Source organism: Terrihalobacillus insolitus (assembly GCF_028416575.1).
GTDB classification, from domain to species: Bacteria; Bacillota; Bacilli; order Bacillales; family Amphibacillaceae; genus Terrihalobacillus; species Terrihalobacillus insolitus.
In genome coordinates this window covers 305254-319935 of sequence record NZ_JAMQKB010000002.1, presented here as the reverse complement: position 1 = coordinate 319935, position 14682 = coordinate 305254, and the positions used below count along the sequence as shown (strand labels likewise).

The window sequence follows — 14682 nt, the reverse complement described above, 5'->3', positions numbered from 1 at the left end:
TATAAAAGATTCATTACCTGTCTAATTCTTATTCCGTTTGTTGTCGTCGTTGTTTTTTAATACCAGAACGCATGATCAGTGAAACGATCAATGCAGTCACAATTAAAAAGGAAAAAATATAAAAAGTTACGTTATAGCTTTCGGTCGTCTCACGAATATAAGCAACTACCATCGGACCAAGAATTCCAGCTGTTGACCATGCTGTAAGTAAATATCCATGTATCGCTCCTAATTGCTTTGTTCCAAATAAGTCCCCAATAAAAGCTGGAAGGGACGCGAAACCTCCTCCGTAAATGGTTAGGATGGTAAAGATGACAATTTGAAATAGAAGACCATTCGTAATGTAAGGAAGGAGTAAAAAGAACACGAGCTGAACAACAAAGAAAATAACATAAACGTTCGATCTTCCGATGTAATCAGAGACCGTAGCCCATCCAATCCTTCCACCACCGTTAAAAAGACCCATGATCCCGACCATCGTTGCAGCAGCAATTGCAGTCATTCCTACTTTTTCTTGTGCCATAGGAGACGCCACAGAGATCAACATAATACCTGCAGATATATTGATCAGCATCATCCACCATAGCATCCAAAAGCGTCCCGTTTTCACTGCTTCGCTCGCTGTCATTTGAGAGAGATCCTGTTTCACTTTCGCCTGTCCATCCGATTTTCCGTCTTTCATACTTTCAGGAACCCAACCTTCAGGAGGCCTGACAATATAACTAGCACCAAGTGACATTAAAACAAGGTAACTTACTCCTAGTATGTAGAAGGTTGCTGGGATTCCTAAAGTATTCATTAGCCTTTCAGCAAGTGGGCCTGCGATCAAGGCACCCGCACCAAAACCAAAAACAGCCATACCTGTAGCTAACCCACGTCGATCAGGGAACCATTTAACAAGTGTAGAAACTGGAGAAATATAACCGATCCCAAGACCAATCCCCCCGATCGCTCCATACGTAATATAAAATCCATATAAAGAGCCGATACTTAAAGCGAATCCTGCACCAATTAATCCCCCGCTAAAGAGAAGGGCTGCAACAAAAGCAGAAACACGAGGGCCACGCTTTTCAACAAACCTTCCAAAAATAGCTGTAGAAAGTCCGAGGAAGAAAATGGCTATTGTAAAGGAAAATGCAACATCGGTACTGCTCCAACCGTACGTATCCGAAAATGGTTGTTTGAAAACACTATAGGCATAGACCGAACCGATCGATAAATGAATGGCTATCGCACTAAGAGCAATTAACCAACGATTTTTTTGTTTCACTATTTTCCCGCCTTTCTATTTTACGTTCCTCTATTATCATTTTCCTGTTAGAATTGGTTTATACGTTTATTTAACTTCGTGGATCGAAAACAAAGCGGTTGAAGGGTTTAAAGCACCGTAATCTTAGTAGATGATGTTATACTCTCTCAAATATAGAAAAAACGTTGGATGCAATATTGGTAACGAAAGAAAGTAGGAAGCATGATTCAATGCTTCCTACTTTCTTTTACCATAGCTCATTCTGAAGTCTTTGATCAATTAAGTTCGTATCTACAGGGCATTGGGTTGCACCACGGCCATATTGCCATGCCCAAACGTTTGCTTGACACGATGGTTTGGAAGGACGGAATGTAGGTGCCTTTGCTTTTTTGGTTACCCCTGGTTCTGGTTCGGCACTCCACAACACAGCTTGTTCAGCAATTAATTTGTTTTGTGAAACTGCTTTACAATAGGCACTTCGGAAGTTGCCTGTTTTTGGATCGTTATAAAATCCTGGTTTATATCCACTTGGATACAGTGCTTCCACATAGCCCAAAATCCAGGCAGCATCCACTTCAAATTCCTTTTCCACGTTAGCAAACAGAAACGTCCCTTTTGGTATGCCAAGTCTTTTTGCATGAAATACTGCATTTTGAGCAACTACTCTTCCTTGTCGCTTTCCGGTAGATTTCGTAAATTTATTATAAATGGGAAGAATTTTCGTTCCACTATTATGAAGTAGCCTTATTTCTGTTTGTGTAAGTCCTTCTGAAGCATTTGGAACAGTTGTTAAATACCTCCCCCAAAACATCGGCTTTCCGAAATTATTCAACACACAATTATATACATCCTCCGTGACATTAACCGCTGAGTCAACACCCCAAACATAACTCAATAAAAAAACTCCTCTCCCATACTTAGTACTATAGTGCTCTGTGATTAAAAAAAAGCGGGGGACAGATCCCACGAACATTTATAGTAGTATATGTGGATGTTCTTAGGTCGGTACTATTTGACTGTAAGGCAGAGCTATTTTATCTTGATTTGAATTGTTGTATGATAGAGAGTAGTCGGTTTGGGGGAATATGAATGGCAACAATTAAAGAAATTGCAGACATGGCAAATGTTTCACGTACAACCGTTTCTCGAGTATTAAATGATTCAGGCTATGTTAGTAAAGATGTTCGTCAACGTATTATGAAAGTAATTGAAGAAACAGGCTATGTTCCTAGTGAGCATGCAAAGTCTCTTCGTACAAAGAAAACAAAGGTCATCGGTGTCATCTTACCGAAGATTAGTACCGAAACGTCGAGTAGATTAGTGGCGGGGATTGATGACATACTATCGGAAAAAGGCTATCAGATTTTATTAGCAAATACGAACTTAGATCAAGAAAAAGAACTAGAATTCATTAAATTGTTAAAGGTTCGACAAGTTGATGGTATTATACTGACGGCAACGAATGTTAATGAGCGACTTGTTCAACAAATCAATAAAACGGATATACCACTAATTGTGATCGGCCAAGAAGTAGATAGTGTATCAAATGTTTTGTATGATGATTATCATGCTGCTCGAGCAGTTGTTTCTCTCTTCATCCAAAAAGGGCATGAGGCAATTTCCTTCATCGGGGTAGATGAATCAGATGTGGCTGTAGGTCATCTAAGGAAAAAAGGGTACATAGACGAAATGACGCAGCATGGTCTTACGGTTGAAGATACATGGATTCAAAAAGGGATTTTTGATATTGAATCAGGTTATGAAGCAATGAAGAAGATAATTGAAACATCCACTCATACTCCAACTGCAATTTTTGCAGTAACCGATCGATTAGCTGTCGGAGCGATTAATTATTTGAAAGAAAAAGGTTATCAGATTCCTGAGGATATGGCAATTGCAGGAATTGGAGCATCCGAAATTTCTCAGTATGTCAATCCGCCATTAACAACGGTTGATTATCAGAATGAAGCGGCAGGTAAGGCTGCTGCAAAGCTACTAATTGAGTCAATCGAGACGAACAAAAAGGAACCAAAAAAAATTACGTTAGACTATAGACTTCTTGTTCGAGATAGTGTATGATTCTATGTGGAATCGGTTACAGTTTAATTATTTTTATGGTGGAATCGATTCCACATTTTTGTAGGTTGGAAAGTTGGAGTGTTGGCTATGATTCTTATTTGGTGAATTTATTTTGAAAGATGGATGAATCACACTGTATAAATAACCTTTTTAAGGATAAATATAATGAGCTTCCAAATTAGTCAACCACTCCATAATTTTGCTTTGCACATAATACTATTATTTTTTGTACAATGTGGAATCGATTCCACATCAAAAGAAAGGGAGGAAAAACCATGTCTGACAACCGTAGAATAGCTGAAGAGATTATAAAGGCAGTTGGTGGGAAGGAAAATATTTCTTCTATCGCACACTGTGCAACACGCTTAAGAATAATGGTGGAAGATAAAGAAAACATTAATCAACCTGCCATTGAGGAAATTGATAAGGTAAAAGGTGCATTTTACAATTCTGGTCAATATCAGGTTATACTTGGTACAGGTACCGTCAATCGAATATATGAGGAAGTAGAGAAGCTAGGGATTGAAGGAATGTCAAAATCCGATCAATCTAAAGAAGCTGCAAAAAATGGGAATCTGCTTCAAAGGTCAATTCGTTCTCTTGGAGATGTATTTGTTCCAATTATTCCCGTTCTAGTTGCGACAGGTCTATTCATGGGTCTACGTGGGCTTGTGATGCAAGAGCAAATCCTAGCATTATTTGGCCTAACACTAGCGGACATTTCAGATAACTTTATTTTATTCACCCAGATATTGACGGATACTGCATTCATATTCTTACCTGCTTTGGTAGCGTGGTCAGCCTTTCGTGTGTTTGGTGGAACCCCTATTATTGGGTTGGTTCTTGGGTTGATGCTCGTGAGTCCATCTCTTCCTAATGCTTGGGGCGCTGCTGTTGGTGACGTGGAACCCATTAATTTCTTTGGGTTTATTCCAGTCGTTGGTTATCAAGGATCCGTACTACCAGCGTTTATTGCTGGGATTATAGGTGCAAAGCTAGAAAGACAAATTCGCAAGCGTGTACCAGAAGCATTAGATTTGATTGTTACACCATTCTTAACACTATTAGTCATGAGTTTCCTATCATTGTTTATAATAGGCCCTCTCTTCAAGTCAGTAGAGGAATACATCTTGCAAGGGACACTATTTGTTTTAGGATTACCACTTGGGTTAGGTGGCTTACTAATCGGATTTTTCCATCAAATTATTGTTATTACGGGTGTCCATCAAATTTTTAATCTATTAGAGATACAGCTTCTTGATAAGTTTGGTAATAATCCTTTTAATGCGATTATTACAGCGGCAATTGCTGCACAGGGTGGAGCTGCTTTAGCTGTTGGGGTGAAAACGAAATCCAAGAAATTAAAAGCATTAGCATTGCCGTCGTCCTTATCGGCGTTTTTAGGCATTACAGAACCAGCAATATTTGGTGTCAACTTACGTTATGGTAAACCTTTTCTTATGGGATTAATTGGTGGGGCAGTTGGTGGTTTTACTGCTTCGTTGCTAGGTCTTAAGGCGACAGGGATGGCCATTACAGTTATACCTGGGACACTATTGTATTTGAACGGACAAATTTTGCCGTACCTTTTGGTTAACATGATTGCGATTGGTGTTGCCTTTACGCTAACATGGTTATTTGGTTATTCGGATAAAGAAAAAAAGATGTAGCTTAAAACTTAGATGAAAGGAGCTACTATTATGCAACAAGGTGTTTTAAGTTTAGGGGAAGCACTAATTGATTTTATCCCAACGGACGAAACGAATGATGTGTATATAAAAAGTCCTGGGGGCGCACCAGCTAATGTTGCTGTAGGTGTTGCAAGATTGGGACTTCCATCTACCTTTCTAGGGAAAGTGGGAGAGGATGTCCTTGGCCGATTCTTAAGGGACACGTTAAAAGAATATGGTGTAAATACGGCAGCCATGCTTTTCTCAAAGGATGTTCGAACGGGTGTTGTGTTTGTTAGTCTTGATGAAACTGGGGATCGGAGCTTTGATTTTTACATTGATCCGAGTGCAGATCAATTTTTAACCGAACAAGAACTGGATGAGGCCCTATTTCGGTCACATAAGATCTTACACTTTGGTTCGATTTCAATGATTAATGAACCTGTTAGAAGTGCAACGAATAAGGCCGTTGAACTAGCAAAACAAAATGGAATGCTCGTTAGCTATGACCCCAATTTAAGACTAGGATTATGGAGAAATGAAAATCAAGCAAAAGAAATGATCGTGTCGATGATCGCTGAAGTAGATGTTTTAAAGATTTCGGAGGAAGAATTAGCGTTTATAACTGGGAATGACAGTGTTGATCATGGGATCGAGTTGTTGAAACAGTTCGATGTTCCACTCATTCTCGTTACCCTTGGAGCAGATGGAAGCATTGTTGTTACGAAAGACGGGAAAAAACGCGTCCCAGCGATGATAGTTAACGCTGTTGACACAACAGGTGCAGGTGATGCTTTTATGTCTAGTATGCTGTATCAATTGAACAATTATAAGGGTGACATACGAGAATTGACTGTCGATCATCTAGCACAAATGGCTGCATTTTCTAGTGTTTCTGGAGGCCTTGCTGCATCCGTAAAGGGAGCGATGTCAGCCCTTCCTAATTTACAAACCATCCAAAAGTATCTCTAACAATGGGAGTGCATCAAGAATGAATCAGCGTGACGTGTTACGAAAGGAAAAGGCATATAAAGCGATAGAAAAATACGAAGACGTTGTATCGAATGATCCATTTCGTATGCATTATCATATTATGCCACCAGTAGGTTTGCTAAACGATCCAAACGGGTTTATTTACTACAAAGGAACCTATCACTTGTTTTATCAATGGAATCCGTTTGGAACGGAACACACAACCAAGTTTTGGGGCCATGTTACTTCTCAAGATCTAGTAAACTGGCAGGCACAGCCTATTGCATTAGCACCAAGCGATTGGTTTGACAAGGACGGTTGCTATTCTGGAAGCGCAATAGAAGTGGATGGTAAGCTCGTCATCTTTTACACTGGGAATGTAAGAGATGAGAATGGGAATCGTGAGACGTATCAGTGTATGGCCGTTTCAACGGATGGTGTTTATTTTGAGAAAAAAGGGCCAATTGCTACACTTCCTGCAGGATACACCCCCCACTTTCGTGACCCAAAAGTTTGGAAGTATCAGGATCATTGGTACATGATTGTCGGTGCCCAAACAGTGAACAAGGAAGGTACAGTTGTTTTATTCTCATCTACAGATTTAGAAAAATGGGCGTTTTTGGGTGGAATTGCTGGAGCAAACTTAAATGGTCTTGGTAAATTTGGGTACATGTGGGAATGCCCAGACTTATTTTATCTCGATGGAAAAGAAGTGTTACTCGTTTCTCCACAAGGACTTGACCCCAATGGGGATGAATTTAACAATATCTATCAATCTGGCTATTTTGTAGGTGCACTAGACGTAAAGCAACCTTCTTATACTCATGGACGGTTTCATGAGTTGGATCGAGGTTTTGATTTTTATGCTCCTCAAACATCAGAGGATTCAAAAGGGAGAAGACTGCTAGTAGGTTGGATGGGGATTCCCGAAGAGAATGAGGCTGATCATCCAACCATTTCACATAACTGGATTCATGCTATGACATTGCCTCGAGAGCTTGAATTAGTGAAAGGGAAGCTATATCAACTGCCAGTAGAAGAACTGAAAACACTTAGAGGAAAAGAAGTGTATTACGCCGACGTCTTATTAAATACAACGGAACCTTTAGAATTAGATCAAGTAAATGGAACAGTTATAGAGCTTTTAATTGATGTAGTGGACAATGAATCGGACATCTTTTGTATTGAAATAGGAGAGAAAAGCAAAATAGTTTTTGATGCGTCAAAGGAGCGGCTTACGTTTCAAAGACAGCAATTTAAACAGTCAAAACAAGAAGAAAGGCGCTGTCATCTAAAAAACATAAATAAAATCCAGCTATTTCGCGATGTATCATCGATAGAAATATTCGTAAATGAAGGGGAAGCAGTTTTTTCGTCACGCATTTTTGACAATCCGACCGACGGATCCATTCGATTTTTTGCATCAGCGGAGACTAAGATAAATGTGCACAAGTGGAGTATCAAAAGAGCCACACGATAAAAAGAAAGCCGCGATCAGTTTAAACTAGGTCGTGGCTTTTCTTTGGAATTTGGTATTTCAATATATTCTGATAAGAGTTATTCTTGCCAATGATCTTTCTTCAATGATTGTACATCCGGTGTAGGTTGAAGCGGGTCTGTGCTATGGTCTTTAGCTTTTTGCTTCTGAACCCAACGATAAACAATTGGCAAAAGAACAATTGCCAATGTGAACTCTTGGATAACGTTCATCACAACTCCACCAGCCCGTTGATCCTCAAGAGTCGGTAAAAAGCTAAACAATTGTGGTACATTGACATAGGTTTCATACATGACGGAACTAGAGAACATGATCACCACACATACTGGATATAGCAGTATGACATTTAACAATATGTAGGCGATTTTTAACAAATCAGAAAAGCGTTCCATTTCTGGCAAAGGACATATGATGTTCCACCACATACAAAAAGCGCCGACTAACATAACAAAATGGACAATACTATCATATAATGGATTGGCCGCTGCAAAATAATCAAAGATAACCGGAAAATGATAAAAGGAAACAACCATATTAAAGACTACAACGATGATCCATGGACGATTAAATTTTGTAACAATTGCTTTTATAAAACGTATGTTCAACAACGGTCGTAACAACCAACCTGGAGTACCAAACAGAATTAGTGGCGGCATTACGAAATAAAGTAATGACATTTGCAGCATATGAACACTAAATAAGTATGAACTGAGAAGCTCTAGTGGACTTCCTAGCGTTATGTATCCTATAAGCAATCCAGACAAAAATAAAATTTTACGATACATTCGAAATGGATAAGAGTTAGGGAAATGGTGACGAAACGGACCGACAATAAGCAAGTAGATTCCAGCCACCGCTACCGTTATCAAAATCCATTCAGGATGCCAAAAGTCATTAAAACTATAATAAACTAAAAGCTGACTAAACAAAAAATTCCTCCCTTATTTTATTTAAAAAACCTCTTTGAGAACTTTAATAGAGGTTGTTCAATCCAACACCGGGGCCTTCCGATGCTTTGTTCCTTGTTCATACGCATAAGCCAGTTCAATTAATTTAGGCTCTGTAAAAGCTTTACCTGTAAATGTTACTCCCACAGGCTTGCCATTTGAAGCAGTGTATCCTGCTGGCACAGTAATGGAGGGATAACCTGCCTTGGCGGCGATTCCTGCACCATAGTTGTTGCAAAATAGTAAAGCATCTAATTTATGCTCTTCCATGACGGCGTCGATGCCCTCTGTTTGGGATAATCTAAGATCATTCAACCGATCTATGATGTACTCTGGTTCTGTCAGTGTACCATTTTTTTCTTCTGAGGCTGTTAATAAAGTCTGTCCGTATTTTAGTGCTTGTCCAGCATGTTTTTCATTATACTTGATAACATCCTTTAAACTATGAACAGGGACATTTGCAGACACCTTGGCTAAATAGGCGTTTACATCCTTTTTAAATTCATGAAAAAGGACACTGGAACCCTGCATCTTAACTGGGATTTCTGTTGGATCGACAATCACTGCTCCTAGTCTTGTCATTTCCTTTAGTGCTTGGTCAATTAATGCTAAGTCTTCTGAATCTATATCGGAAAGGTAATTACGATCAACCCCAATTCTTGCACCCTTTAAGCCATCCTTATTTAGGTTTTTTGTGTAGTCCTTGTCCGCTTTTTCTATACGAATCGCAGTTGCAGGATCTTTGTCATCTACTCCAGTTAATACACCGAGTAATATAGCTGCATCGGTTACTGTTAACGTCATCGGGCCAGCTGTATCTTGGCTGTGTGCGATTGGGATAATTCCAGTACGGCTAATTAATCCGACTGTTGGCTTTATACCGACGATTGAGTTACTGCTTGCGGGGCTAAGAATCGAACCACTCGTTTCTGTTCCAATTGCCCCTGCTGCAAAGCCTGAAGCTACGGCCGCACCTGGTCCTGAGCTTGAACCACCAACATCAAATTTGCCTGGGCCATATGGGTTTAATACCTGCCCACCACGTGAACTATATCCGTTAGGCATCCCTTCTGTCATGAAGTTTGCCCATTCCGTTAAGTTTGCTTTTCCTAAAAGAACAGCACCTGCCTCACGTAGTTTTTTTGCAACAAACGAGTCCGCTTCTGCAAAATGATTTTCAAGTGCAACTGAACCAGCACTAGTATGCATGTGGTCCCCTGTGTCAATGTTGTCCTTCAACAAAATAGGGATCCCGTGAAGTAGCCCCCTTACACCCTTCGTCACTCTTTCCGCATCTAACGCTTCTGCAATATGTAAAGCATCTGGATTTATTTCCGAAATCGCATTAATACTAGGCCCACTTTTGTCATATTTGGCGATACGTTCTAAATAATTTTTGGTTAATTCTAGCGATGTTGTTTGGTTTGCTTCCATTGCCTTTTGCATTTCTTGAATAGTAGTGTATGATTGGTTCACGATAATCCCCCTCAATAAATATGTCTATAACCTCTATTATAATGGTTATTTTTTACTAGCAAAAGTTTCAAAATCTATTTTTAGTGAAACATTTGTGAATAAGCTATACTTTTTTAAAGAAAGGATATCCATATTATGAATAATAAACTACAAGATGAAAAAGCGTTTTTTTCATTAATGCACCCTTTTTTACAGAGGATCTGGAAAAGATCAAACTTTACCGAACGAACTGCGATACAACGTGAAGCAATTCCATTAATATTCGATGGAAAGGACGTGATAGCTGAATCCCCAACTGGAAGCGGAAAAACATTAGCGTATCTCCTACCTTTACTTCAAATTATGGAAGAAAACAGTAAGAATGTACAAGTTGTTATATTGGCTTCCTCTCACGAATTGGTTATGCAAATCCATCAAGAGCTACAAAAATGGACAGAGGGAAGCGAGTTTTGGAGTGCATCACTTATCGGTGGCGCCAGCATGAAAAGGCAGTTGGAGAAATTAAAAAAACGTCCGCAGTTTATCGTAGGCACACCTGGGCGTATTTTCGAATTGATAAAGCAAAAAAAGCTTAAAATGCATGAGGTAAAAACCATTGTATTGGATGAAGGTGATCAATTGCTCGTACCTGAGCATAAGAATGAGATTCAAAGTATTATCAAAAGTACATTAAGTGATCGACAAGTCGTATTATTTTCAGCTACATTACCTCAAAACATTGAAGACGAAGCTAAATCCTTTATGAATAACCCAAAGATCATAAAGATTCAGGAAGCAAAAAATCAGCCAAATGTGGAGCATGTGTATGTTGTGTGTGAACAAAGAGATAAAATAGACGTCCTAAGGAAAATGATCAGAACGGAGGAACTGAAGGCACTCGTTTTTGTGAAAGAAATCGGGAATCTGTCTGTATTAGCAGAGAAACTTCAGTATAAAGGATCATGTGTGGGTGTATTACATAGCGATACGAAGAAGCAGGATCGAGAAAATGCGATCAAAGGATTTCGATCGGGAATATATCCTATTCTCCTTGCAACAGACGTCGCGGCCAGAGGATTAGACATATCTGATTTAACCCATGTTATAAATTTGGATCTTCCTAAGGATGTTACCCAATATGTTCATAGAGCTGGCAGAACAGGTAGGCTTGGCTCCGCTTCTGCTGGAACAGTTATAAGTATTGTAACACCTTATGAAGCACGACTATTGGCTAAGTATGGACGTAAACTGGGAATAATCATCCTGAAAAAAGAACTGCATAAAGGAAAATTAATAGATGCTCGCGAGTGAAAATGTTTGCTAGTGGCGGGTTTGGCAAAAATCTGTGGTTTTGGTGGATTTAGCGGACTGAGAGGCCCTTATTTGCCAAAAATCCGAGGTTTAAGCGAGTTTAGCGGACTGAGAGGCCGCTATTTGCCAAAAATCCAGCCGTTTTCAGCCGTTTTATAGCAAATAACGGCCTGTGAGTCCGCTTAATCATCGAAATCAGCCTTTTTTTTGAAAATAACGGCTTCTCAGTCCGCTTAGATTTTCTAGTAATGTAACATCACCAAATTTGTTCTTGAGAACGGATTTTTTTACTTGTGACTTCGCCATAGGATCGTAAGCAGTACAAGCAGGACAATATCCAGTCTTGCTTCAAAGGCAAACTGTAGGAAACCTTGGTGTAGGATTGGTACTTTTGCAAACAAAAATGCACCAATTACAATAATGAATAGTATAATGGTAGCTTGTTTGATATACCTTTTAAAGAGAATCAAGCATCCACAAATAATTTCCGTAAGTCCAACGAGAAGGACGACTGTTTCTGGGCTTGGAATTCCGAGATTTGAAAAAATCTGAATATAGTCACCAACTAATAATTTTATTAATCCCGATGTAATGAAGACATAGCTAACCGCATAACGAATGAGATCTAGTGTGTGATACGAACCCCTCATGTTCAAACACCTCCTTTTTCCTTTACCACATACATATGCAAAAGGAAAGACAACCTTTCCGAAATTTTTATCTTTGAAAGTGTGATAGAAAAGTAACCAGATAATAGTTGATATCTCCCAACGGAATAGACACCCAATAAAACATAGAATTAGACATAAAAAAGTGATATATTGAGTAGACGTTAACTGTTACCGTTTTGCTGAAATCAAATTATTTACAGAAGTCAGGGGAGAGGTTTCGTTGCCAAAGGAAGAAAGTTTATTACCGTTAAAAGGTTTATTGTTTAGTTTTCATGCATCGAATACCATTATTATTAGTTTTTTGCCGTTGTATTTGCAGTACAAAGGTTTGGATGGAAAGGAAATTGGCTGGGTACTTGCGATTGGACCTTTAGCCGCTATCATTTCGCAGCCTTTTTGGGGATATATGAGTGATAAATACCAGACTGTCAAACGGATGTTACTGATTTGTATCGTAGGATTATTAATCAGCAGTACTGTTTTTTTTCAAATGAATTTGTTTGGGCCTTTGTTGTTGATGGGATTTGTATTTTATTTTTTCACATCGCCGATTGGAGCGTTGGGGGATAGCTTAGCGCAACGAAGAGCCAGTATGCTCGGGATATCATTTGGTGGGATTAGAACGTGGGGGTCGATTGGTTTTGCAACCTCTTCCTTAGTGATGGGAGAGGTTTTATCGGCAGTCGGAATTGAATACATTATGTGGCCATATTTGTTGATCGGCCTTGCAGCGTTGTTTGTTTGTTTTTCTTTGACCGATATTAAAGTGAAAACATCTACGAAAATACAACTGAAGGACGTAAAGCAATTATTCCAGAATCGCCCTTTTTTCATTTTTCTTTTTCTAATCATGTTTGTCACATTGACACACCGTACGAATGATAGTTTCATAGGCTTGTATATTGACCAGCTTGGTGGAAGTGAAGGATTGATTGGATTGTCATGGTTCATCGGGGTTGCAAGTGAAGCATTGGTATTTGCACTAGCAGGTGTTTGGTTTCGACGTTACCATCCATTTGTATTCATTATTGCTGCGGGTCTTCTCTACTCGATACGCTGGTTCATTTATGCTGCTATAGACGTACCGATATTAATTTTTGCTTTTCAATTCATGCATGGATTGACCTTTGGCGTGTTTTATGTAACTGCTTTTGATTACATCACCCGATTAATTCCAACAACCTTACAGGCTACAGGACACCTTATGTTTGTGACGGTTTTTTTCGGAATATCGGGTATCATTGGCTCCCTTTTAGGTGGGGCGTTAATCGATTCATTCGGTGGTGGAACACTCTATTTTGTACTAGGGATGATTGCATTGATTGGAACTGGTTTACTTACCGTTTATCACATCCTGCCATATGGCAAAGAAATGGTTGTGAAACCAAATGTAAGAGGATAACAAAACGGAATTACTACGAATTTAAACTTAGAAATCGAGCCTGGAATCAGGTTCGATTTTTTTGGAGAAATTGCAAGTCTGAATATTGTTTCGAAAACTGAATAAAAATAGTGATAGCAATATATCATCAGCCAATTTGCAGGCTACCAATAAAATTCCAAGAAATAAAGTGTAGCAGTAATAAGTGTGCTGCAAAAACACAAATTACATTAGGTAGGACGTGATACGAAACGATGTGGAGTGCGATCCTTTGGGGAACAATTGCAGCATCTGCAACATTATTTGGTGCGTTAACAGTTATCTTTCTTTCGGTGCCAAAGCGATTGATCGGCTTTATTATGGCATTAGGAACAGGAGCACTTATTGGCGCTACGACCTATGAGTTATTAGGTGACGCATTGAAACTTAGCGGTTTTAAGGAAGTTGCTATCGGTTTTTTAGGTGGCGCACTTCTTTTTACGTTATTGGACATGTGGGTATCCCATAGTGGAGGGAATCAACGAAAATGGTCGGATCAAAGTGGTGAGAATAAGTCAAAATCTGGTGCAGGATTAGGAACGTTTATTGGAACAATTATGGATACACTGCCAGAGTCTGCAATGATTGGACTAAGCTTAGTAGGGGGACAGTCGGTTAGTTTTGCATTAGTAATTGCTATTTTTATAAGTAATTTCCCTGAAGGACTTTCCAGTACTTACGGTCTCCAGAAAAGTGGGTTTTCTAACCGCAAAATACTGATCATGTGGATATTTGTTGTTGTTTTTTCTGCACTTAGTTCCCTTGCAGGCGCGTTGTTTTTGGACGGAACATCAAATAGTATCAAAGCGATCATGAGTGCATTTGCAGGTGGGGCAATCATTGCAATGGTTGCATCAACGATGATGCCTGAAGCGTATAAAGAGGGTGGACCAAGCGTAGGTTTTATTACCGCTACTGGTGTTTTTATATCTTTATTCCTGCACCATTATTAAAAAAGTACAACAAGATTATGCTGAGAAGGATGATAGCTATGATTACGTCATTATGTAAAGAGGTGAATAAAGGATCCGACGCCATTGTTCTGACGTCGGATACATTTTCAATTAATAAATGTCTCCACCCATTGGGTAGTTGTTCCCAACGATAACGAGTAATACGAAGATAACAACAAGAAGGATGAAACCGTTGTTACCAAATCCGCCTGCGTATCCCATTTTTGTCACCTCCTATAAAATGTTGATTTATTCGACCCCATGACCAATTGGATAGTTATTTCCAACTATTACTAATAGGACAAAGAGAACTACGAGCAAAATAAACCCGTTGTTATGACCACCACCTGCATACCCGTAACCATAACCATGTCCGTAGCCATAGTTACCGTGGAAATGTCCCATGAAAGCACCTCCTTAGTACCTTATATGTTTATCGTATGTAGATAACCTACAA

The 14682-nt window shown here is 39.3% G+C and carries 14 protein-coding genes; 7 read left to right on the top strand and 7 right to left on the bottom strand.

The features are described from left to right. Positions 1-28 precede the first annotated feature (28 nt). On the bottom strand, positions 29-1273 hold the full coding sequence (locus NC797_RS04790) for an L-lactate MFS transporter (protein WP_272435615.1): 1245 nt from the start codon (positions 1271-1273) through the stop codon (positions 29-31). 223 nt (positions 1274-1496) lie between these two features. Then, a complete protein-coding gene (locus NC797_RS04785) occupies positions 1497-2144 on the bottom strand; it encodes a glycoside hydrolase domain-containing protein (protein ID WP_272435585.1) in 648 nt (215 codons plus the stop codon). Positions 2145-2338: 194 nt separating this feature from the next. On the opposite strand from NC797_RS04785, the gene NC797_RS04780 reads away from it, so the two are divergent. The 4 genes from NC797_RS04780 (at position 2339) to NC797_RS04765 (ending at position 7450) form a co-directional block, all read left to right on the top strand. Continuing rightward, positions 2339-3328 (top strand): LacI family DNA-binding transcriptional regulator, encoded by a 990-nt coding sequence (locus tag NC797_RS04780; RefSeq protein ID WP_272435584.1) that lies wholly within the window; start codon positions 2339-2341, stop codon positions 3326-3328. 275 nt (positions 3329-3603) lie between these two features. After that, positions 3604-4998, top strand: a complete 1395-nt coding sequence (locus NC797_RS04775) for a sucrose-specific PTS transporter subunit IIBC (RefSeq protein ID WP_272435583.1) — start codon at positions 3604-3606, stop codon at positions 4996-4998. A gap of 30 nt (positions 4999-5028) precedes the next feature. After that, entirely contained in the window at positions 5029-5970 is a 942-nt protein-coding gene (locus NC797_RS04770; protein ID WP_272435582.1) for an aminoimidazole riboside kinase, read from the top strand. A gap of 19 nt (positions 5971-5989) precedes the next feature. Beyond that, on the top strand, positions 5990-7450 hold the full coding sequence (locus NC797_RS04765; RefSeq protein ID WP_272435581.1) for a sucrose-6-phosphate hydrolase: 1461 nt from the start codon (positions 5990-5992) through the stop codon (positions 7448-7450). 77 nt (positions 7451-7527) lie between these two features. Here the strand turns inward: NC797_RS04765 and NC797_RS04760 are convergent, their stop codons facing one another. Both NC797_RS04760 and NC797_RS04755 read right to left on the bottom strand, forming a co-directional pair. After that, positions 7528-8397, bottom strand: coding sequence for a cytochrome c oxidase assembly protein (locus NC797_RS04760; RefSeq protein WP_272435580.1), 870 nt, complete (start codon positions 8395-8397; stop codon positions 7528-7530). A 57-nt stretch (positions 8398-8454) separates the two neighbouring features. Then, entirely contained in the window at positions 8455-9891 is a 1437-nt protein-coding gene (locus NC797_RS04755) for an amidase family protein (protein ID WP_272435579.1), read from the bottom strand. Between the two features lie 135 nt (positions 9892-10026). Here NC797_RS04755 and NC797_RS04750 point away from each other — a divergent pair, with 135 nt between their 5' ends. Further along, positions 10027-11181, top strand: coding sequence for a DEAD/DEAH box helicase (locus NC797_RS04750; RefSeq protein ID WP_272435577.1), 1155 nt, complete (start codon positions 10027-10029; stop codon positions 11179-11181). Between the two features lie 287 nt (positions 11182-11468). On the opposite strand, the gene NC797_RS04745 is transcribed toward NC797_RS04750, so the two are convergent. Beyond that, positions 11469-11831: a DoxX family protein gene (locus NC797_RS04745; protein WP_272435576.1), complete on the bottom strand. Its 363-nt coding sequence runs from the start codon at positions 11829-11831 to the stop codon at positions 11469-11471. 241 nt (positions 11832-12072) lie between these two features. Here NC797_RS04745 and NC797_RS04740 point away from each other — a divergent pair, with 241 nt between their 5' ends. Both NC797_RS04740 and NC797_RS04735 read left to right on the top strand, forming a co-directional pair. Continuing rightward, positions 12073-13254, top strand: coding sequence for an MFS transporter (locus NC797_RS04740; RefSeq protein WP_272435575.1), 1182 nt, complete (start codon positions 12073-12075; stop codon positions 13252-13254). Positions 13255-13487: 233 nt separating this feature from the next. Beyond that, positions 13488-14225 (top strand): ZIP family metal transporter, encoded by a 738-nt coding sequence (locus NC797_RS04735; protein WP_272435574.1) that lies wholly within the window; start codon positions 13488-13490, stop codon positions 14223-14225. 111 nt (positions 14226-14336) lie between these two features. Here NC797_RS04735 and NC797_RS04730 read toward each other — a convergent pair whose 3' ends face one another. Together NC797_RS04730 and NC797_RS04725 are read right to left on the bottom strand one after the other, a co-directional pair. Further along, a complete protein-coding gene (locus NC797_RS04730; RefSeq protein ID WP_272435573.1) occupies positions 14337-14447 on the bottom strand; it encodes a YjcZ family sporulation protein in 111 nt (36 codons plus the stop codon). 27 nt (positions 14448-14474) lie between these two features. Next, positions 14475-14630 (bottom strand): YjcZ family sporulation protein, encoded by a 156-nt coding sequence (locus NC797_RS04725; protein ID WP_272435572.1) that lies wholly within the window; start codon positions 14628-14630, stop codon positions 14475-14477. Between the last annotated feature and the right edge of the window lie 52 nt (positions 14631-14682).

Coding starts and splice junctions, on each gene's coding strand:
- NC797_RS04780 (WP_272435584.1), top strand. CDS start 2,339: ATGGCAACAATTAAAGAAATTGCAGACATGGCAAATGTTTCACGTACA.
- NC797_RS04775 (WP_272435583.1), top strand. CDS start 3,604: ATGTCTGACAACCGTAGAATAGCTGAAGAGATTATAAAGGCAGTTGGT.
- NC797_RS04770 (WP_272435582.1), top strand. CDS start 5,029: ATGCAACAAGGTGTTTTAAGTTTAGGGGAAGCACTAATTGATTTTATC.
- NC797_RS04765 (WP_272435581.1), top strand. CDS start 5,990: ATGAATCAGCGTGACGTGTTACGAAAGGAAAAGGCATATAAAGCGATA.
- NC797_RS04750 (WP_272435577.1), top strand. CDS start 10,027: ATGAATAATAAACTACAAGATGAAAAAGCGTTTTTTTCATTAATGCAC.
- NC797_RS04745 (WP_272435576.1), bottom strand. CDS start 11,831: ATGAGGGGTTCGTATCACACACTAGATCTCATTCGTTATGCGGTTAGC.
- NC797_RS04735 (WP_272435574.1), top strand. CDS start 13,488: ATGTGGAGTGCGATCCTTTGGGGAACAATTGCAGCATCTGCAACATTA.
- NC797_RS04730 (WP_272435573.1), bottom strand. CDS start 14,447: ATGGGATACGCAGGCGGATTTGGTAACAACGGTTTCATCCTTCTTGTT.
- NC797_RS04725 (WP_272435572.1), bottom strand. CDS start 14,630: ATGGGACATTTCCACGGTAACTATGGCTACGGACATGGTTATGGTTAC.